The organism is Catenuloplanes indicus (assembly GCF_030813715.1).
GTDB lineage: Bacteria > Actinomycetota > Actinomycetes > Mycobacteriales > Micromonosporaceae > Catenuloplanes > Catenuloplanes indicus.
The window spans coordinates 5899057-5918130 of sequence record NZ_JAUSUZ010000001.1 but is presented as its reverse complement, the minus strand read 5'-3'; the positions used below and the strand labels follow the sequence as shown (position 1 = coordinate 5918130).

Below are 19074 nucleotides of genomic sequence, written 5' to 3'. Positions count from 1 at the left end.
GGCCCGCCCCCGCGTGCACACTTGATCGATTATGGTGGGCCCGGTCGCCGCGTGAGTCCACGGCCGGGCATCACTTTCGGTACCGCCGTTCCGCGATCACACATAATCGACTATGTTGTCGGCGAATAGCCGGTGCTGTGGCCGGCCGGACGACGGAAAGGGCCTACCGTGCCGGAACTTGACTTCCTGATGCTCTGCGACCACGTGCGCGCCGAAGGAGCCATCGTGCACCTGGTCGCCGCCGGCATCGATCGGATCTATGTCGAGCAGCTGCCCGGCGTCGTGCCGATCGGGATCGCGGCCCGGGTCACCTTCGCCGACGCGGCGGTGCCGGTGGACGGCCTGCCCCGCGCGGAGCTGGACTTCCAGGGGCCGGACGACCGCACGATCGTCAGCTTCCGCGGGGTGTCCTCGGCCCGTGACGTCGGTGCGGACGCGCATCCCGATCTGCTGCGGGCAATCCTGGCCGCCAACATCGCGCTACCGCTGCAGGACTTCGGACGGCACCGATTGCGGTTCCTCGTCGGCGGCGTCCTGCTCAAAACCGTTCCGTTCGTGGTCGTCGATCAGCCGCCGGAAAGGGCGTGAGGCTGTGCCACTCAAGTTCACCGGGCACGCGCTGTGGCAGATGTGGAAACGGAACATCCTGATCGAGGATGTCGAGAAGGCGCTCCGGAACCCGACCCGGCGGGCGGCCGGGGAGCCCGGCACGATCTGGATCTGGGGCCACGCGGCCATGGAGGGGAAGCTGAAGGTGTGCGTACGGGCGGGCGAGGAGGAATTCGTGATCACGGCCGCATGGGAGAACCGATGAGGGAGGCGGGCAGGATGGCGATCAGCACCATGCACGACACGGAGGCCGACGCGGTCTACGTGACCCTGGCGGCCGGCGCGTCGGTGCGCACCGTGGACTTCGGCCCGGGCACGCTCGTCGACGTGGACGCCGCGGGCCGTCCGCTCGGCATCGAGGTCCTCCGCCCCCATCGGGAGTGGCCGGTCGCGGCGATCGGCGAGCGTTTCGCTCTGGACGCGGGCACCCTCGACACGCTCGCCTCGATCGGGGACAGCTTCCGTCGTGCGTGCTCCATCAGCGACGCGTTCCGGTCCCTCGACCTGACCCCGCTCGCCCGCGTGCCCTGCTAGAACATGCCTCGCTAGAGCTGATCGTCGAACTCGGCGATGTCGCCGCCGGACGTGGCCGCGTCGGCGATGCGCTCACGGGCGTCCTCGTCGCCGTAGAGCGACCAGCGGAGGAACTCGGTCGTGGTGGCGGCCAGCAGCTCGAAGGCGTCGCCGCGGGAGAGCACGCCGACGTGGTCCCCTTCCGGCAGCGTGAGCATCGCCTTCGGCCACGGCACCGCGTCGTAGGCTGATTTGCCCGACGAGTACGGCACGACCTGGTCCAGCTCGCCGTGCACGATCAGCATCGGCGTCTCCTTGCCGGAGAAGCCGGTGCCGACGCCGAGCGTGCTCCCGGCCAGCACGATGCCGGCGTCCAGGCGGGTGTCCCGCCCGCGGGTGAATTGGCCGATCGTGGTGATCCCACCGGCGGAGTGCCCGGCCGCGGCCACGCGGTCGGTGAGCAGCCGGCCGGCGAACCGGTCGCCGGCCTCGTCGTTCAGCGCCAGCACCGCGGTCAGCACGTGCGCGGCGTCGGCCGGCTGGTTGAGCACGTCCAGCGCGTTCTGCTGACTGCCGGCGGTCGTGTTCGGGTAGGCCGGCGCGGCGACCACGAACCCGGCCGCCGCCCAGCTCGACAGCAGCTGGCGGTAGTCGGCCGGCTTGCCGCCGAGCCCATGGCTGAAGATTACGACCGGGAACTCGCCGGTCTCCGACTCGGGATACCACACCGTGGTCGGGAGTTCCCGCTCGCCGCGCGCCAGATCGAGCGTGCGCTGCCCGACCTCGAACGACTCCGCGGGCGCGACACCGGGCGGCGGTGGCCCGGCATCCTCCGGCGTCGGCTCGGCCACGGCCGGCCGCGCCGGGCTCCCGCCGCCCAGGTCGACCCCACAACCCGCGAGCAACAGCAGCAACGGTACGACGAGAGCAAGCACATCACGACGGCGGCGCACCGCCCGATTGTGCCCGCGCGACCCCGCGATCGGCTACCGCACCGCCACCCGGGGAGTCCGGCCGCGACGCCGGACGGCGACCGGCCACGGTTCTCGCGGGGTCTCGGTGACCACTCGGGGACCGGCTCCACCGCGGCGGCCGGAGCGAAGCCAGCGGAGTCGGAGGCCTCCGCGCGGTTGGCCCGCTCCGAGCATGCGGGCCGCACCACGCCGGAAGCGGGAAAATGAAGCCGTTGCCCTTTTGGCCGGCCGGGGTCAGAAGCCAGCCGGGGTCAGAAACCGGTGAGGATCAGAAGCCGGTGCGGCGGGTGAGCAGCGTGATGGTGGCCTTGCCGTTGGCGGCGCCGGCGGAGGCGGCGGTGGTCAGCGCGGTCAGGACCTTCCAGGCGAAGCTGGACTCGGACGGCAGCTTGGCACCGCGGACCGTGGGGACGCTGACCTGGACCGTGAGCGCGTCGTCGGTGACCGAGAAGCGGCACTCGAGGTCGGCGCCGCGTGGCGCGATGGCGAGGAGCATGGCGCAGGCCTCGTCGACGGCGATGCGCAGGTCCTCGATCTCGTCGAGTGCGAAGTGCAGGCGGGCCGCGAGGCCGGCCGTCGCGGTGCGGAGCACGCTGAGGTAGCCGCCGTCGGCGGGCACCGTGAGCAGCACGACGTCGTCGTCCGTCGTGGGCTCCATCGTCAGATCAGTCACCGGGCCATCCCCCCGATCGGCGACTCTACCGCTTCCGCCGCCCGTGAGGTGCAACGTGTCGGTGTGGTATTTCCAGCGGGTCGATGCGGCAAACCGGCCGGCGCACCGCGGAACGGGTGCACCGGCCGGCAACGCGAGCCGGTTCAGGCCTGCTTGGTCTCCCAGAAGATCTTCGAGATCTCCTCGATCTTGCCGAGCAGCTCCTCGGCCTTGGCCGGGTCGGCCGAGCCCTTGGCACCGGCGGCACCCGCGAGCTTGGTGGCCTCGTTGAAGAGGCTGTGCAGCTGCGGGTACTTCTCGAAGTGCGGCGGCTTGAAGTAGTCGGTCCACAGCACCCACAGGTGGTGCTTGACCAGCTCGGAGCGCTGCTCCTTGATGATCAGGGCCCGGGTGCGGAACTCCGGGTCCTGGTTGGCCTGGTACTTCTCGCAGATCGCCTTGACCGACTCGGCCTCGATACGGGCCTGAGCCGGGTCGTAGATGCCACACGGCAGATCGCAGTGGGCGCTGGCAACGGTGCGAGGAGTAAACATGCGCGGGAGTCGCATCAGGAATCCTCCGGTGAGCAGTTGCGATGATCCTCAGCGGGAACACTACTCCTGGCATTCGTGCCCCGACCGAGAGAGGTGAAACGCGTGATTCTGCCGGTTCTGGTGCACGGGCCGTCGATGGTGCCGACGCTGCGTCACGGCGACGCGGTGCTGGTGTGGGAGCGTGCCCGCATCCGGCCCGGCGACGTGGTGGTGGGCGAGTTCCGGTCCCGGCCCGGGCTGCTGGTCGTCAAGCGGGCCGTGCGGGAGCAGGACGGAGGCTGGTGGCTGGAGGGCGACAATGCCCTGATCACGGACGACTCCCGGGCGTTCGGTGTGGCCGATGTGCGCGGTCGTGTGACATTTCGATACTGGCCGAAGCCCTCGTTTTTCCGGCGCTGACCGTTACTGTCGAGTTCGACCCCACTCACCCGTGGGGTGCACGCCGGGCACTATGCTCGGCCGCTACACCGGGTGACCCCCGTGCACTCCGCCGGTCAGCGCTGACCACGGCCTGCTTCCGGCTGAGCATGTCTTTTTCCTGCTCGGCTGCTTGCGCGCGCCGGGCGTTCTCAGTCACGGAGTGGAGTCCCCAATGACATCCGCTGATCCTGTCTTCGCGTTGCACCGTGGCGGCAAGATGGCCGTCGCGTCGACGGTGCCGCTCACCAGCCGCGAGGACCTGTCGCTCGCGTACACCCCCGGCGTGGCCCGCGTGTGCGAGGCCATCGCGGAGCGGCCCGAGCTGGCCGTCGAGTACACCTGGACCGGCAACGCGGTCGCGGTGGTCACCGACGGTTCCGCCGTGCTCGGGCTCGGCAACATCGGGCCGCGCGCCGCCATGCCGGTGATGGAGGGCAAGGCTGTCCTGTTCAAACAGTTCGGCGGTGTGGACGCGGTGCCGATCTGTCTGGACACCCAGGACGTCGACGAGATCGTCCGGGTGGTGACCGCGCTGGCGCCGTCGTTCGGCGGCATCAACCTGGAGGACATCAGTGCGCCGCGTTGCTTCGAGATCGAGCGCCGGCTGGACGAGGCGCTGCCGATCCCGGTCTTCCACGACGACCAGCACGGCACCGCGATCGTCACGCTCGCGGCGCTGCGCAACGCGGCCACGCTGCTCGGCCGCCACCTCGGCGACCTGCGCGTGGTGATCAGCGGCGCGGGTGCGGCCGGGGTCGCGGTCACCAAGATGCTGATCGCCGGCGGCGTGTGCGCAGAGCGCGTGGTGGTCTGCGACTCCAAGGGCATCCTGCACCGGGGCCGGTCCGGGCTGGGCGGTGCCAAGGACGAGCTGGCCGCGCTGACCAACCGGGTCCGGCTGACCGGCGGGATCGAGAACGCGCTGGCCGGTGCGGACGTGCTGATCGGTGTGTCCGGCGGCACGATCGACGAGTCGGCGGTGGCCCGGATGACGCCGGGCGGCATCGTGTTCGCGCTCGCCAACCCGACGCCAGAGGTGCACCCGGACGTCGCGGCGCGGTACGCGGCCGTGGTGGCGACCGGGCGGTCCGACTATCCGAATCAGATCAACAACGTGCTGGCGTTCCCGGGCGTGTTCCGTGGCGCACTGGCGGCGCGGGCGCGCACGATCACGGACGCGATGAAGGTGGCGGCCGCGGACGCGATCGCGGGCGTGGTGGCGTCGTCGCTCACCGCGGACGCGATCGTGCCGTCCGCACTGGACCCGCGGGTCGCCCCGGCGGTCGCGGCGGCCGTGGCGGCGGCAGCCTGAGCCCGGTGGCGGTGCGGCGCCGCCGGCCCGCACCGCCGCACGGCGCCCTGGCCACGAGGCCCGGCCGCGCGTCGGCAAAGGCGCTAACGTGCGTTTCATGCGTGCTGCCTTCGCGTCCAGGATCGACGAGACCGACCCACTCTCCGCGCTGACGGTCGGCGAGCGCCCCGAGCCCGCGCCCGCCGGCGACGACTGGGTGACCGTGGAGGTGCGGGCCAGCTCGCTCAATCACCACGATCTCTGGTCGCTGCGCGGCGTCGGTCTCGCCGAGAAGCAGCTGCCGATGATCCTCGGCTGCGACGCGGCCGGGATCGCGCCGGACGGCCGCGAGGTGGTCGTCTACCCGGTCGTCCCGACGCCGGCCGACCCGCGCGGCCTCTCCATCCTCTCCGAGCACCACCAGGGCACGCTGGCGGACCGGGTGGCGGTCCCGGCGGCCAACCTGATCCCGAAGCCGGCCGCGCTCACGTTCGAGGATGTGGCCTGCCTGCCGACCGCGTGGCTGACCGCGTACCGGATGCTCACCTCGCGCGGCCGGGTCGCGGAGGCGGACGCGGTGCTGGTGCAGGGCGCCGGCGGCGGCGTGGCGACCGCGGCCGTGGTGCTCGCGGCGGCCATGGGCAAGCGGGTCTACGCGACCAGCCGGGACCCGGGCAAGCGCGAGCGGATCGCCGCGCTCGGCGCGACCGCGGTGGAGCCCGGCGCCCGGCTGCCCGAGCGGGTCGGTGTGGTCATCGAGACGGTCGGCGAGGCCACGTTCGACCACTCGCTCAAGTGCGCGGGCTTCGGCGCGCGGATCGTGGTCTCCGGCGCGACCGCGGGCCATCTGCCCCGGGTCAACCTGCGCCGGGTGTTCGCGATGAGCCTGGAGATCCTCGGCACGTCGATGGGCACGCCGGACGAGCTGGCCGCGCTGCTGGACCTCTGCGTGGAGTCCGGCGTCCGGCCGGTGGTCGACTCGGTGTTCGGCTTCGGCGAGGCGGCTGCCGCGTTCGCGCGGCTGGCGTCCGGCGTCGCGTTCGGCAAGATCGTCCTGGACCACACGCGCTGACGCACGGTGATCGAGCGCAACCGCGCGGCGTAATCGGCAGTTAACCGGAGAGTCACGCGACTCTCCGGTGGGCAACCGGTCGAGAAGGACGCCGAGTGCGTAGTCGGGCGACTACTCCGGCGTACCGATGATCGGCGCCTTCTTCGGCGGTTAGGGACGCGTCCGAGAGGGAACGACCACCGGATGCATCGCCGCGTGGATCGCGTCGATCGTGTGCGCGCAAGCCCATTACGGTGATCGTCCGGTTTCCGTGAGTCCACATGCGCCATTTGATCTCGGCGATAGCGCGGGACTGGTGATCGTCCGGTTACGCGCTTCCGGCCACGCATGCACTTTGGTGGCAGATTTTCCGGGAGCACGCGACCGGCGGGGCCCATCCCGCGTTTAGCTTGCATGACCTGCCCGAACACGGCTTGGCGGCGAGCGGCCGCGACCGTACCAGCTTGACGGTGAGTATCTTGGCATGCAACGGAAAGTACAGTTTCGCGAAGTCCCGGACGCGACGCGTGTAATCTGCTAGGAAGCGGGTACCCGCCCAATATCAGGTTGAGAGACCTAGATCCAACAGATCGCGGTCGTGGCAGCCAGCACAAGAAACCGGGCCGGAAATGACGGCAATGCGGCGGGGACCGTACTACATTGACTTTTGACTGTCGCGTGCCGGGTGTCGGAGGAAGACCGAAATTCGGACAAAGAGGTCGTGAGCTAGCTCACCGCTCCCAACTTTTTCGGAGCGCGCCTCTTGACTTTGCCGGAGTTCGTGAAAGCATTCACAAGCGAAAAGAGTTACGCGGATGTTGCCGGTAGGCGCACGCAGTGCGACCACTCCGCCACACCCGAGGGCTCCCCAAACGCCTGCTCACGCACTGTTGACCGATGGCTGCACACCGTCGCGATCAACGCCGCGCGCGCATAAGTAATAGGTATTACGCATTCACTGAAGCCGATCCGAAGAACAAGGAGTGTTGCCGCCATGGACTGGCGCCACGATTCTGTCTGCCGCGACGAGGACCCTGAGCTGTTCTTCCCGATCGGGACGTCCGGCCCGGCGCTCCTGCAGGTCGAGCAGGCCAAGTCGGTCTGCCGGCGCTGCCCCGTGACCGAGGAGTGCCTTGCCTGGGCGCTCGAGTCGGGTCAGGACGCGGGCGTCTGGGGCGGAATGAGTGAAGAGGAGCGGCGTGCCGTCAAGCGCCGCGGCGGCCTGCGGGTCCGCGCTCACTCCGCCTGAACCACCCACACACGCTGCACGCCCCGGGAGCACCCCTCCCGGGGCGTTCTGCTGTGCGAGGGCGGTGGCGCGGTTCATCGCGGCCGGAGTGCCCCGCATCGGGTCGCGCGAAACGCTAAAACCCCAAAAATCACCATATGGTACGGATGCGGCGCACACGACCCGCACGAGGCGACTACCCGCCGGTGGTCACGTCACTCGGTCACGAGCGCCGCGGCCCGTCACGCCGCCAGGGCCGTGCTGGACACAATGACCGCATCGGCGCGGGAGAGCACCAGCCGGGCGATGTCCCGGGCGTCCGTCAGCGGCGGGGCGACCGCCACCACTCCCCCGGCCGACCGTGCCGACTCCACCACGGTGTCGTAGAGCAGGCCAGGCGCCAGGAAGTAGCCGGCGATCGCGATCCGGCGGGCACCCGCGGCGCGCAGCGCGGTCACGGCCTCCGCCCCGGTCGGCGCGGAGGCGGACGCGTAGGCGACCGTGCACGGCACGCCCAGCTGATCGCCCAGTGCGACCGCGGCCTGCGCCACGGTGCCGCGCGCGGTCGCGTCGTTCGTGCCCGCGGCGGCCAGCACGACCGCGTCGAAGCCGGGATCCGGTACACCGATGCCGGCCTCCGCCGGCCCACGCTCCCCGGCCGCCGGCACCCCGGTCTCCGCCGCGGCGGAGGGGACGGGCCGGACGTCGGTGACCTCGCTGAGGCGGCGCACCAGGCCGGCCAGCAGGAGATCCGGGACCACGCCGTCGAACGGGCCGATCACCTCGCTGATCGCGACCGGCATCCGCAGGCCCTCGGCGCGCGCGGTGCGCAGCACCTCGGGGATGTCCACCCGGCCGTGGTAGGCCGCGGTGAGCAGCAGCGGCACCAGGACCGCCCGCTCGCACCCGGCGGCCTCCAGCGCGGTCAGCACCTCGCCCGGGCGCGGGCCCGCATGGTCCAGATAGGACGCGCGCACGTCCGCGCCGGGGCGCAGCGCCGCGACCGCGCGGACGAGCGCGCGGGTGGCGTTGGCGGCGCGCGGGTCCCGGCTGCCGTGGGCGACCAGGACCAGCGCGGCGCCGCCGGTCAGAGGTGAAGTCCGCATTCGGTCTTCTCGAACATCGCCCAGCGGCCGGCGCGCGGGTCCTCGCCCGCCTTGGTGCGCCGGGTGCACGGCCAGCAGCCGATCGACGTGTAGCCCTTCCGGAACAGCTCGTTGACCGGCACGTTCCAGCGGGCGATGTACCGGTCCACGTCGGCCTGGGACCAGGCGGCGATCGGGTTGACCTTCACCTTGCCCTTCTTCGGGTCGAAGCCGACGACCGGCGTGTTCGCCCGGGTCGGCGACTCGTCGCGGCGCAGGCCGGCCGCCCACGCGTCGTAGCCGGCGAGCGCGCGGTTGAGCGGCTCCACCTTGCGCAGGAAGCAGCACTCGTCCGGCGCACGGTTGAACAGCCGCGGGCCGTACTCGCCGTCCTGCTGGCCGACCGTGAGCCGAGGGCGGATCGAGCGCACGTTCACCGGCAGCGTCGCGGCCACGATGTCGCGCACCTTGAGCGTCTCGGGGAAGTGCAGGCCGGTGTCGAGGAAGACGACGTCGACCCCGGGTTTCACGCGGGACACCAGGTGCGCGAGGACCGCATCCGCCATCGAACTGGTCACGCAGAACCGGTCGCCGAACGTCTCGGCGGCCCAGCGCGCGATCTCTTCCGCGGGCGCGCCGTCCAGCAGCTTGTTGCCCTCGGCCGCGAGCGCCTTGAGCTCCTCCGGCGTGCGGCGCCGCTCCTCCTCCACGGGCGCCGCCTCCGGGAGCGGCTGCACCAGCGCGGACATGGTCGCGGACAGCGTGGGTGCCACATCGGTCTTGATCAGGTTGAGACCGGCCGCGGATATCGGGCTCATCGGGTCTCCACCGCCTCTCGGAGTATTCCGATGAACTTGATGGAAAATACGCGCACGCAGGAACGGCACTCCCAGGCGCCGTGCGACTCCGCGTGCGGGCGAAGGTCCTCGTCGCCGCAGTACGGGCAGTACAGGGGTGCGGCACGTTCGCTCATGCCGGACTCCCTTCCAGGCCGCGGTCGCGTGGTGGCCGGCACTGAGCCGATGATTCGCTCGCAAGCTCGCTCATCGCAGCTCGTCCTCCTCGACCCGCACGACCCAGTCGGCGAACCGCTCGCCCTCCGTGCGGCCGGCCAGGTAGCGCCGGGTCAGCCGCTCCACGTACTCGGGAAGCTCGTCCGCCGTGGTCTTCAGGCCCCGCAGCTTGCGGCCGAAGCCGGCCTTCTGTCCCTCGGCCATGCCCAGCCCGCCGCCGAGGTGGATCTGGAAGCCCTCCACCTGCTTGCCCTCCGGGCCCATCACCAGCTGCCCCTTGAGCCCGATGTCCGCGATCTGGGTGCGGGCGCACGCGTTCGGGCAGCCGTTGATGTGAATCGAGATGTCCTCGCCGCCGAGGTCGCCGATCCGCTGCTCCAGCCGCTCGACCAGCTGCTGGCCGCGCGCCTTGGTCTCGACGATCGCGAGCTTGCAGTACTCGATGCCGGTGCAGGCCATGGTCGAGCGGCGCCAGACCGACGGGAACGACTCCAGGCCGATCTCGCGCAGTCCGCCGACCAGCGAGTCGACCTTCTCCGGCGCGATGTCCAGGACCAGCAGCTTCTGGTACGCGGTGAGCCGCACCCGGTCGCTGCCGTGCGCCTCGACCACGTCGGCCAGCTTCCGCAACTGCTCGCCCGAGGTCCGCCCGACGACCGGCGCGGCGCCGACGTACCGGTTGCCGTCCGCCTGGGTGTGCACGCCGATGTGGTCGATCGGCTTCTCCGGCAGCTCCGGCGCGGGCCCGTCGATCAGCGCCCGACCCAGGTACTCCTTCTCCAGGACCTCGCGGAACTTCTCCACGCCCCAGTCGTTGACCAGGAACTTCAGCCGCGCGCGGTGCCGCAGCCGGCGGTAGCCGTAGTCGCGGAAGATGCCGACCACGCCCTCCCAGACGTCGGCCAGCTCGGCCATCGGCACCCAGACGCCGAGCCGCTGCGCCAGCATCGGGTTCGTGGAGAGGCCGCCGCCGACCCAGAGGTCGAAGCCGGGGCCGTGCTCCGGGTGGACCACGCCGAGGAACGAGATGTCGTTCACCTCGTACGGCATGTCGGCCAGCCAGGAGATCGACGACTTGAACTTGCGCGGCAGGTTCGAGTAGGCCGGGTCACCGATGAACCGCTCCACGATCTCGTCGATCGCGGGCGTCGGGTCGATCACCTCGTCCGCCGAGACGCCGGCGACCGGGCTGCCCATCACCACGCGCGGGCAGTCGCCGCACGCCTCGGTGGTGTAGAGGCCGACGTCCTCCAGCGCCTTCCAGATCGCCGGTACGTCCTCCACCCGGATCCAGTGCAGCTGGATGTTCTGCCGGTCGGTGATGTCCGCGCTGCCCCGCGCGTACCGCTCGGAGATGTCCGCGATCACCCGCAGCTGGGCCAGGCTGAGCTGGCCGCCGTCCACCCGGACGCGGAGCATGAAGTACTTGTCCTCGAGCTCCTCCGGCTCCAGCACGGCGGTGCGCCCGCCGTCGATCCCGGCCTTGCGCTGCGTGTAGAGCCCCCACCAGCGGAACCGGCCGCGCAGGTCGGCCGGGTCGATCGAGTCGAAACCGCGGTGGGCGTAGATGTTCTCGATCCGGGCGCGGACGTTGAGCGGGTTGTCGTCCTTCTTGCTGCGCTCGTTGGGGTTCAGCGGCTCACGGTGGCCCAGCGCCCATTGGCCCTCACCGCGCGGGCGGCGGGCGGGGCGGGCGTTGCCGCCGGTCGTGGGTGTGGTGCTAACCGCCATCGCGGCGTCCTCCGGTGTAACTCGTGTGGAAGGACGCACAGGCACGGCGGCCACCCCGGATCCTCCAGGGCCAGCGACGTCATCGTCAGGGGCCGGCGCATGCACGCCCAGGCAGAAAGGTGCGGGGCGAGGTCAGCAGGCCGGACAGATGGCGCTGCGCACGCGGCCGTAGTCGACGTGACGGCGGGACGTCAGCCCCAGCGTCACGGCACGGTTCGCGGCGGTAGTCACGACCATCATGCTGCCACATCACCCGGCCTCCGGCCAGGGCCGGAGCCCGCCGTCCCAGATGCCGGTTACGCTGTGGTTACCGTCACGTGGTAACACCGTGTTCATCCACGGCGGTGCGCGCTGGCGACCAGCCGTTAGTCTCGGGCCGTGAGTTTCACGTTCCCCCGTCGTCTCGCGCGGCTCACACTGGCCGCGCTGCTCGTCGCGCCGGTGCCGCTCGTGCTGCCCGGTGCCGCCCACGCCGCCGTGCCGTGCGGTGGCGGCGAGGGCAGCGATCCGCCCGCGCAGCGCAGCTGGGCGCTGAACCGGCTCGCGCCGGAGGCTGCCTGGCCGCTCAGCCGCGGCGCCGGCATCACGGTCGCGGTGATCGACTCCGGCGTGCACGGCGACCACCCGGTGCTGGCCGGCAAGGTCGTCGCCGGGCGTGACTTCGGCTTCCCGGACTTCGACGGCCAGTGCGACATCCCCGGCCACGGCACGGTGGTCGCCGGGATCATCGCGGGCCGGGACGGCGTGGACGCGTCGTTCGCCGGCATCGCGCCGGACGCCACGGTTCTGCCGCTGCGTGTGCTCGACGAGCTCGGGATCACCCAGGACGAGTCCGCGCCGGGCCGGATCGCGCAGGCCATCGAGTTCGCGGTGGACCAGGACGTGGACGTGATCAACCTGTCGCTGCAGACCGAGGACACCGCGGCGATGCGGGCCGCGATCGCGTACGCGGAGCAGCGCGACGTGGTGGTGGTCGCGGCGGCCGGCAACCTCCAGGAGGGGCAGAACGACAGCGGCGCGGTCTTCCCGGCGGCGTACGAGACGGTGGTGGCCGTGGCCGGTGTCGACGAGGCCGGCAAGCACGTGGGCTCGTCCGTACGGGGCCCGTTCGTGGACGTCGCCGCGCCCGGTTACAACCTGTTCGGCCCGGCGCCGACCGGTGACAAGTACTTCTTCCAGAACGAGGGCGGTACCAGCTTCGCCGCGGCGTACGTCTCCGGCGCGGTCGCGCTGCTCCGGTCGTACTACCCGGACATGAGGGCGACGGAGGTTCGGGAACGGCTGCTGGCCACCACGGACGCGCCGCCGCTCGGCCGGGACGAGGAGGTCGGCGCCGGCGTGGTCAACCCGTACCGGGCGATCACGGCGGTGTTCAGCGAGCGGTCCGCGCGGCCGGCGGCCGGTGTCACGCCGGCCGGCGATCCGGTGGACCCGGCGGCCACGGCCCGGGTGGTGGCGCTGTGGACGATCGCGGTCGTGCTGGTGCTCGCGATCGCGCTGCTGGCCGGTGCGCCGCTCGTCCGCCGCGGCCGCCGCAACGGCTGGCGCCCGGACCACAACAACGCCTGAGGGGGTACGGGTGACCCGTACCCCCCGACGGGTCTGATCTGTCAGCGGTAGCCCGGCGGTGGTGGCTGTTGCTGATAGCCGGGCGGCTGCTGACCGGGCTGCTGATAGCCGGGTCCCGGCGGCTGATAGCCGGGGCCCGGCGGCGGATAGCCGGGGCCCGGCGGCGGATAGCCGGCGCCGGGCTGCGGGAAGCCGGGCCCGGGCGGCTGGTAGCCAGGGACGGATGCGGCCGGGCGCTTGCGGCGGCTCGCGACCACCGCGACCACCACGATCAGCAGGACCACCACGACCGCGACCGCCACCGCGATCCACAGGTAACCGGCGAGCGGCGAGCCCTCCTCCTCCGCCGGTGTGGCGTCACCGGCGGCGCCGTCCATCGGGTCACCGACCGGGTTGGCGGTCACGGCCGGCACGTCCGCGCTCACGGCGGCGAGCGCGTCCATGGCGCCGAAGCCGTACTGCGCGTCGCGGCCCGGCGTGCCCGCGTCGCGCGCGGTCGCGGTCAGCCTGTTGATCAGATTGATCGCGTCCAGGTCCGGGTGCTTCGCCTTCACCAGCGCGGCGATGCCGGACACCATCGCGGTCGCCGCGCTGGTGCCGCTGCTGGTGCCGTACCCGCTGAGGACCTGCGTCTCGGGCTGGGCCATGAAGATGTCCGTGGCGGGCGCCGCGATGCCGGCCTCCGGGCCGGTCGCGCTGCCGGTCCAGAACTCGCCGTTCCGGTCGAGGCCGGTGACCGCGAGCACGCCCGGGATGTTGGCCGGTGGGCTGATCACCGGGCCGGTCTGCTCGGTGTTCCCCGCACCGGCCACGATGATCGCGCCCTTGCCGAGCGCGTACGCCACGGCCTCCCGGTCGAGCGGGTTGATGTACGTGAGGTCGCCGGTGTTGTTGTACCGGGCGAGCGACATGTTGATCACGTCGGCGCCCTGGTCCGCCGCGGCCCGGATCGCCTCCGACAGGGTGGTCTTGCCCTGGCTCTCGATGCCGATCGAGATGGACAGCACCGTGGCCTCCGGCGCGATGCCCTTGAGATGGTTGTCGTCCGTGCCCTGACCGGCGATGATGCTGGCCATCGCGGTGCCGTGGTAACCCTCGTCGGCCAGCCCGCTCTTACCCGCGCCGGAGTTGCCGTAGCCGCCGCCGTCCCTGAGGTCGGCACCCTTCAGATCAGGCCGGGTGGTGTCCACCCCGCTGTCGATCAGCGCGATCGTGACGCCCTTGCCCTTGCTGCCGGCGGCCTTGTACACCTCCGGCATCTTCAGATAGTCGTCGTAGTACCACTTCTGGTACTCACCGATGGTCTGCGGCGCCGCGGCCTGCGCCGCTGACGGCGGCAGCAGGACGGTGCCGCTCAGGACCACCGCGGTGGCCAGTGCCGACGCGAACCTCATCGAGCCCTTTCCCCGTCGTTCCACGCGCCGGCGACGAGCGGGCGCGTCATCCGCACAGACAGAAAGGCCCGGTTCGGTGATCACCGAACCGGGCCACCTCCGCAGAGGTCAGCCCCAGATGCGGGCGTTCGACATCTCGGTGGAGACGTAGTTGTCCTTGGCGACGCCGACGGCACCGCCGATCTCGTTCAGGATCTGGTTGATGTCCTTGATCGCCGCGTCCCAGGAGGCCTGGTGCTGCTCGTAGGCGACCCGGTCCTCACCGTCCCACTGGAGCTTCTGCAGCATCTGCCGCAGCGTGTCCAGCTTCTCGTCGATGCTCTTCGAGATCGAGTTGATCTGCTGGGTCGAGCTCTCAAGAACCGCGTAGTCAACTTTCACAACGCTCATGACGTCACTCCTACCTTCGCGCTGATTCAGCCGTTGAGAGCCGAGTGGAACTTGTTCAGCATCTGCTGCTGCTCCTCGTCGTTCACCTGGTGCGTGGTGCCCGACTTGTCCAGCAGGTCAGCGATGTTGGTCAGCGCCTCCTGGAGCTTGTTGGTGTCCTCCGACCAGCGATTCATCAGCTGCTGGAAGCCGGTGGACGCCGAACCCTGCCAGGCGATGGCCAGGTCGTCCACCACATTCCAGAGCTTCTTCAGCTCGCCGTCGACCTCACTCCGCGTGGACCGCACGTCGTTCGCAGCGGTATGCAGTGTCGCGTGATCGACCTCGAACGGGCCCGCCATGGTCACTCACCCCTTCGTCATCGTTAGTGCAGCCAGTCGCTGCGCCTCCCCCGCGGCGGCGTCTGAAACCCCACCGACGGACACTTGGCCTTGACGGTAACGCACCAGGTCCAGTGCTTACAGCCTCGGCCGAAGCCCCGATGACGATATGTCTAATTCAGACGTTTTTATCGGACTTCGCCATCGGGGCAAAATGTCTTTCTAAGGCTCTGTCCAGGCAGTTTGGATCAAGTTCTGCCCGTCCCGCCGGCGGACCAGCGTGCCCCGGCCCGGCGGCTGTGGGCTGGGTCGCAGATTGCCGACGATCTGGCCCTCCTCCTTGTTGCCGGACATCAGCAGCGTCGGCGAGTCCAGCTCACGGAGACGCTGCAGCACCTGCTCGTAGCCGGCCCGCGCGGCGCCGCCCACCCGGCGTGCCAGGATCAGGTGCAGGCCGATGTCCCGCGCCTGCGGCAGCAGGTCGGTGATCGCGCTGAGCGGGTTGCTGCCGCCGGTGGCCACCAGGTCGTAATCGTCGACCAGCACGTACAGGTCCGGGCCGCGCCACCAGGACCGGTCCCGCAGCTGTTGCGGCGTCACGTCCGGGCCGGGGATGCGAGCCTGCAGCGCGCTCCGGATCTGCTTCATGTTCGTGGCGAACACCTCACCGGACGGCGAGTAGTCGAGCAGGTGGTCACCCTCGATCGCGCCGAGCAGGCCACGGCGGTAGTCGCCGATCACGATCCGCGCCTGGGCCGGCGTGAACCGCTCGGTGATCTGCCGCCCGATCAGCCGCAGCAGGTTGGTCTTGCCGCACTCCGCGTCGCCGTAGATCACCAGGTGCGGGTCGCCGGCCGTGTCCAGCAGCACCGGGGCCAGGCTGGCCTCGTTGACGCCGAGCGGCAGGCCGGGCGCGGCCGGGTCGACCATCCGGTTCAGCTCGGTCACCTGGAGCAGGCGCGGCAGCAGGCGCACCTTCGGCGCCGGCGCATGCGGCCAGGCGGCCCGGATCTGCTCCACCGCGGACGCGGTCGCCTCGGCCAGGTCGTCCAGTTGCGACTTGCCGTCCAGCCGGGAGATCGCGGCCAGGAAGTGCAGCTTGTCCCGGGTCAGACCGCGGCCGGGCGCGCGCTCCGGCACGTTCGCCGCGGCCTTGCGGTCGATCTCGGACTCGTTCGCGTCGCCGAGGCGCAGCTCCAGTCGCGTACCCAGCAGGTCGCGCATCTTGATCCGGACCTCGGACCAGCGGGCCGCGGTCAGCACCACGTGCACGCCGTAGCCCAGACCGCGCTGGGCCAGCATCATGATCGTCTGTTCCAGCTCCTCGAAGTCCTCGCGGAGCGTGCCCCAGCCGTCCACCACCAGGAACAGGTCGCCGAACAGGTCGTCCGGCACCTCGCCGTTCGCCTGCCGCCGCCGGTACGTGCTGATCGAGTCGATGCCCATCGCGGTGAACCGGGCCTCGCGCTCGTCGATCAGCGACATCACCTCGGCCACGGTCCGGCGTACCGCCTCGCCGTCGCGACGGCCCGCCACGCCGGAGAGGTGCGGCAGGCCGTCCAGCGCCCGCAGCGCGCCGCCGCCGAAGTCCAGGCACATGAACTGCACCTCGCGTGGCGAGTGGGTGACGGCCAGCGACATCAGCAGCGAGCGCAGGATCGTGCTCTTGCCGGACCGCGGGCCGCCCACGATGACCACGTTGCCGCCCGCGCCGGACAGGTCCGCCACCAGCGGGTCGCGGCGCTGCTCGTACGGCCGGTCCACGATGCCGACCGGGACCATCAGCTTCGCCGCGTTCCGCCAGGCGGCCGGTGACAGGCCGAAGACCGGGTCCGGCGTGAGCGGCGGCAGCATCGCGTCGATCGTCGGCGGCACGCCGAGCGGCTCCAGCCAGACCTTGTGCGCCTCCGGACCGCGGCCCTGCAGCTGCTCGATCAGCACGTCCAGCATGCTCTGCTGACGGCCGATGCCCTCTTCCTCCTCCTCGACCATGATCACCTGTTCGGAGATCTCCGGCACCGGGACGAACTCGGTGCCGTACTCGAGGATCTGGCGCTGCACCACGGCCTGCGAGCGCACCGCGCGGCCCGGCGGCTTGTACGGGCCGGACACGTACGCGGCGCGGAACCGCAGCATGGTGGACGTGTCCGACTTCAGGTAGCCGTGACCGGGCGCGCTGGGCAGCTCGTACGCGTCCGGCACGCCCAGCACGATCCGGGACTCCACCGCGGAGAACGTGCGCAGACCGATCCGGTACGACAGGTGCGTGTCCAGACCGCGCAGCTTGCCCTCCTCCAGGCGCTGCGACGCGAGCAGCAGATGCACGCCGAGCGACCGGCCGAGCCGGCCGATCATGACGAACAGGTCGATGAAGTCCGGCTTCTGCTGCAACAGCTCGCTGAACTCGTCACAGATGATCAGGAGGCTGGGCATCGGATCCAGCTCCTCGCCGGCCGCCCGTGCCTTCTCGTAGTCGAACCGGGACACGTAGTTGCCGGCCGCGCGCAGCACCTCCTGGCGCCGCGTCATCTCACCGGCCAGCGCGTCCTTCATGCGGTCGACCAGGGGAAGCTCGTCCTCCAGGTTGGTGATCACCGCGGAGGTGTGCGGCAGCGCGTCCAGCGACGCGAACGTCGCACCACCCTTGAAGTCGACCAGTACGAAGTTCAGCTCCGCCGAGGAGTGGGTGACCGCGAGCGCGCCCACGATCGTGCGCAGCAGTTCCGACTTACCGGAACCGGTCGCACCGATGATCAGGCCGTGCGGGCCCATGCCCTCGTGCGCGGACTCCTTGAAGTCCAGCTCCACCACGTTGCCGTCCGGGCCGAGACCCAGCGGGATGCGCAGCCGGTCCCGGTGCGGGCGCTCGCGCCACGTCTGGTTCACGTCCACGCCCGCGGCGTCGCCGATGCCGAGCAGGTCCGGCAGCTCCATGCTGCGGGCCAGCGGCTCCTCCGACGCGGCCGCGCTCTGCTGCGACAGCCGGTACGGCGACAGCTGCCGGGCCAGCGCCTCCGCCTGCACCGTGCTCAGCCGGTCCGGCTTGCCCAGGTGCGTGCTGGACTTGCCGCGGAACACCTCGACCGAGTCGGCCGTCACGTCCAGGCAGAGCAGCCAGCGGCCGGCGTCCCGGGGTACCGCGCCGGACAGGTCGACCACGGTGGTGCCGAGCAGGCCCTGGCCGTACAGCTGGCAGTTCGCCGAGACCTCGCCGCCGTCCAGCACGATCAGCACGTGCGGCATCGAGGTCAGCGGCTTCGCGTCCGGGCTGAACCGGGGCCGGCTGGCCAGCTCCTCGGCCAGCATCTGCTCGGCCGCGAGCAGCGTGCTGAACACCATCCGCCGGGAACCGGCGGCGTCGTTGCGGCGCGGGTGCTGCGCGTGCGGCAGCCACTTGGTCCAGTCCCAGCCGGCCGCCCGGTCCGGCGCGGCCACCACGGCGATCATCAGGTCGTCCGGCGCCTGGAACGTGGTCAGCTGGCCGAGCATCGCGCGGGCCAGGCTCAGCGTCGGCTCCCGGTCGCCGCGCAGCACGATCCGGCTGAACGCGCGGATGGAGAGCGCGATCGGCAGGTCCGGCACCACCGAGTGGGAGCGGACGAACCGGCGCAGCGCGATCGCGGACATCGGCTCCAGGTCCTCGACCGGCTTCGTCTCCGGCGTGACGATCTGCACCGCGAGCTGCTGCGGGCCGAGCGCGACCCGGACCTCGCCGAAGTCGTCCTCGGTGATCCGCCGCTCCCACATCCGCCGGGACGCCGCGAACGAGAACAGTGCGTCCGCCTCCGGGTGCTTCCACGTGGTCGCGGCGCGCTGCTGCTCGGCCGCGCGCCGGGTCCGCTTGCGCACCTGCGCCAGGTACCGCATGTAGTCCCGGCGGTCCGCGTTCAGCTCGGCCTTGTCGTTGCCACCACCACCGAGCTGGCCGACCGCCATGCCGAGCATCGAGACGCCGAACAGGCCGCCGGCCACCCACATCATGGTCCCGCCGCCGCGCCCGGCGTAGAGGAACGCCATCGCACCCACGCCGCACAGCATCGGCAGGATCATCATCAGCTGGCCAAGGCCCTTGGGCAGTTCCTCCGGCAGCTCGGGCGGTGACTCCAGGAGCACCTCGCCCCGGGGCAGCTGTGGCCCCTGCCGCCGCGGTGGCCGCCGGAACAGCACCGTACTCATCCGCGTCTCGCCTCCCCGAATTCCCCCGTCGGACGGCAGCCCTCAGCGAGGCTGGCGTCGGGTGGGCATCCTAGCGTTCGTCATCGTAGGTACGCTCCTCACGA

General features: G+C 71.0%; 18 protein-coding genes. 8 read left to right on the top strand and 10 right to left on the bottom strand.

Annotated elements, in window-relative coordinates; genetic code table 11:
* Positions 1-168 precede the first annotated feature (168 nt).
* The 3 genes from J2S42_RS26820 to J2S42_RS26810 are packed head-to-tail and all read left to right on the top strand — an operon-like array spanning position 169 to position 1143.
* Positions 169-588 carry a DUF6941 family protein gene (locus J2S42_RS26820; RefSeq protein WP_307243394.1) on the top strand — a complete coding sequence of 140 codons (420 nt, stop codon included), beginning with the start codon at positions 169-171 and terminating at the stop codon, positions 586-588.
* A gap of 4 nt (positions 589-592) precedes the next feature.
* Entirely contained in the window at positions 593-814 is a 222-nt protein-coding gene (locus tag J2S42_RS26815) for a DUF4258 domain-containing protein (RefSeq protein WP_307243392.1), read from the top strand.
* 14 nt (positions 815-828) lie between these two features.
* Positions 829-1143: a DUF2283 domain-containing protein gene (locus tag J2S42_RS26810; RefSeq protein ID WP_307243389.1), complete on the top strand. Its 315-nt coding sequence runs from the start codon at positions 829-831 to the stop codon at positions 1141-1143.
* 11 nt (positions 1144-1154) lie between these two features.
* Here J2S42_RS26810 and J2S42_RS26805 read toward each other — a convergent pair whose 3' ends face one another.
* The 3 genes from J2S42_RS26805 to sodN all read right to left on the bottom strand — a co-directional run bounded on the left by J2S42_RS26805 (position 1155) and on the right by sodN (position 3317).
* Positions 1155-2075 carry an alpha/beta hydrolase family protein gene (locus J2S42_RS26805; protein WP_307243388.1) on the bottom strand — a complete coding sequence of 307 codons (921 nt, stop codon included), beginning with the start codon at positions 2073-2075 and terminating at the stop codon, positions 1155-1157.
* 289 nt (positions 2076-2364) lie between these two features.
* Entirely contained in the window at positions 2365-2754 is a 390-nt protein-coding gene (locus J2S42_RS26800; RefSeq protein WP_370879436.1) for an ATP-binding protein, read from the bottom strand.
* Positions 2755-2912: 158 nt separating this feature from the next.
* Complete coding sequence (gene sodN / locus J2S42_RS26795) at positions 2913-3317, bottom strand: superoxide dismutase, Ni (protein ID WP_306834967.1); 405 nt, start codon at positions 3315-3317, stop codon at positions 2913-2915.
* Positions 3318-3404: 87 nt separating this feature from the next.
* On the opposite strand from sodN, the gene J2S42_RS26790 reads away from it, so the two are divergent.
* From J2S42_RS26790 to J2S42_RS26775, 4 genes are all read left to right on the top strand, one after another.
* Positions 3405-3701: a S26 family signal peptidase gene (locus J2S42_RS26790; RefSeq protein ID WP_370879265.1), complete on the top strand. Its 297-nt coding sequence runs from the start codon at positions 3405-3407 to the stop codon at positions 3699-3701.
* A gap of 193 nt (positions 3702-3894) precedes the next feature.
* Positions 3895-5034, top strand: coding sequence for an NAD(P)-dependent malic enzyme (locus J2S42_RS26785; RefSeq protein ID WP_307243382.1), 1140 nt, complete (start codon positions 3895-3897; stop codon positions 5032-5034).
* 97 nt (positions 5035-5131) lie between these two features.
* Positions 5132-6085, top strand: a complete 954-nt coding sequence (locus J2S42_RS26780) for a zinc-binding dehydrogenase (protein WP_370879264.1) — start codon at positions 5132-5134, stop codon at positions 6083-6085.
* Positions 6086-7058: 973 nt separating this feature from the next.
* Complete coding sequence (locus tag J2S42_RS26775) at positions 7059-7313, top strand: WhiB family transcriptional regulator (protein WP_033345527.1); 255 nt, start codon at positions 7059-7061, stop codon at positions 7311-7313.
* Positions 7314-7534: 221 nt separating this feature from the next.
* Here the strand turns inward: J2S42_RS26775 and J2S42_RS26770 are convergent, their stop codons facing one another.
* The 3 genes from J2S42_RS26770 to J2S42_RS26760 form a co-directional block, all read right to left on the bottom strand.
* On the bottom strand, positions 7535-8398 hold the full coding sequence (locus J2S42_RS26770; RefSeq protein WP_307243377.1) for a sirohydrochlorin chelatase: 864 nt from the start codon (positions 8396-8398) through the stop codon (positions 7535-7537).
* Complete coding sequence (locus J2S42_RS26765) at positions 8380-9126, bottom strand: phosphoadenylyl-sulfate reductase (RefSeq protein ID WP_370879435.1); 747 nt, start codon at positions 9124-9126, stop codon at positions 8380-8382. The genes J2S42_RS26770 and J2S42_RS26765 overlap by 19 nt, the downstream gene beginning before the upstream one ends.
* Positions 9127-9420: 294 nt before the next feature.
* Complete coding sequence (locus J2S42_RS26760) at positions 9421-11121, bottom strand: nitrite/sulfite reductase (RefSeq protein ID WP_307243374.1); 1701 nt, start codon at positions 11119-11121, stop codon at positions 9421-9423.
* 378 nt (positions 11122-11499) lie between these two features.
* Here J2S42_RS26760 and mycP point away from each other — a divergent pair, with 378 nt between their 5' ends.
* Entirely contained in the window at positions 11500-12690 is a 1191-nt protein-coding gene (mycP, locus tag J2S42_RS26755) for a type VII secretion-associated serine protease mycosin (protein ID WP_307243372.1), read from the top strand.
* 41 nt (positions 12691-12731) lie between these two features.
* Here the strand turns inward: mycP and J2S42_RS26750 are convergent, their stop codons facing one another.
* The 4 genes from J2S42_RS26750 to eccCa all read right to left on the bottom strand — a co-directional run bounded on the left by J2S42_RS26750 (position 12732) and on the right by eccCa (position 18970).
* Complete coding sequence (locus J2S42_RS26750) at positions 12732-14084, bottom strand: S8 family serine peptidase (protein ID WP_307243371.1); 1353 nt, start codon at positions 14082-14084, stop codon at positions 12732-12734.
* A 108-nt stretch (positions 14085-14192) separates the two neighbouring features.
* The gene (locus tag J2S42_RS26745; protein ID WP_307243369.1) at positions 14193-14474 is read right to left on the bottom strand and encodes a WXG100 family type VII secretion target; all 282 of its coding nucleotides are present in this window, start codon (positions 14472-14474) and stop codon (positions 14193-14195) included.
* Between the two features lie 26 nt (positions 14475-14500).
* A complete protein-coding gene (locus J2S42_RS26740; RefSeq protein ID WP_307243367.1) occupies positions 14501-14815 on the bottom strand; it encodes a WXG100 family type VII secretion target in 315 nt (104 codons plus the stop codon).
* 201 nt (positions 14816-15016) lie between these two features.
* Complete coding sequence (gene eccCa / locus J2S42_RS26735) at positions 15017-18970, bottom strand: type VII secretion protein EccCa (RefSeq protein ID WP_307243365.1); 3954 nt, start codon at positions 18968-18970, stop codon at positions 15017-15019.
* Between the last annotated feature and the right edge of the window lie 104 nt (positions 18971-19074).

What these genes read in the sequence shown, in the direction of transcription:
- J2S42_RS26770 (WP_307243377.1), bottom strand. Translation starts at nt 8,398, where the DNA reads ATGCGGACTTCACCTCTGACCGGCGGCGCCGCGCTGGTCCTGGTCGCC.
- J2S42_RS26745 (WP_307243369.1), bottom strand. Translation starts at nt 14,474, where the DNA reads ATGAGCGTTGTGAAAGTTGACTACGCGGTTCTTGAGAGCTCGACCCAG.
- J2S42_RS26740 (WP_307243367.1), bottom strand. Translation starts at nt 14,815, where the DNA reads ATGGCGGGCCCGTTCGAGGTCGATCACGCGACACTGCATACCGCTGCG.
- J2S42_RS26760 (WP_307243374.1), bottom strand. Translation starts at nt 11,121, where the DNA reads ATGGCGGTTAGCACCACACCCACGACCGGCGGCAACGCCCGCCCCGCC.
- J2S42_RS26750 (WP_307243371.1), bottom strand. Translation starts at nt 14,084, where the DNA reads ATGAGGTTCGCGTCGGCACTGGCCACCGCGGTGGTCCTGAGCGGCACC.
- J2S42_RS26765 (WP_370879435.1), bottom strand. Translation starts at nt 9,126, where the DNA reads ATGTCCGCGCTGGTGCAGCCGCTCCCGGAGGCGGCGCCCGTGGAGGAG.
- J2S42_RS26800 (WP_370879436.1), bottom strand. Translation starts at nt 2,754, where the DNA reads ATGGAGCCCACGACGGACGACGACGTCGTGCTGCTCACGGTGCCCGCC.
- J2S42_RS26785 (WP_307243382.1), top strand. Translation starts at nt 3,895, where the DNA reads ATGACATCCGCTGATCCTGTCTTCGCGTTGCACCGTGGCGGCAAGATG.
- eccCa (WP_307243365.1), bottom strand. Translation starts at nt 18,970, where the DNA reads ATGAGTACGGTGCTGTTCCGGCGGCCACCGCGGCGGCAGGGGCCACAG.
- J2S42_RS26780 (WP_370879264.1), top strand. Translation starts at nt 5,132, where the DNA reads ATGCGTGCTGCCTTCGCGTCCAGGATCGACGAGACCGACCCACTCTCC.
- J2S42_RS26810 (WP_307243389.1), top strand. Translation starts at nt 829, where the DNA reads ATGGCGATCAGCACCATGCACGACACGGAGGCCGACGCGGTCTACGTG.
- sodN (WP_306834967.1), bottom strand. Translation starts at nt 3,317, where the DNA reads ATGCGACTCCCGCGCATGTTTACTCCTCGCACCGTTGCCAGCGCCCAC.
- J2S42_RS26775 (WP_033345527.1), top strand. Translation starts at nt 7,059, where the DNA reads ATGGACTGGCGCCACGATTCTGTCTGCCGCGACGAGGACCCTGAGCTG.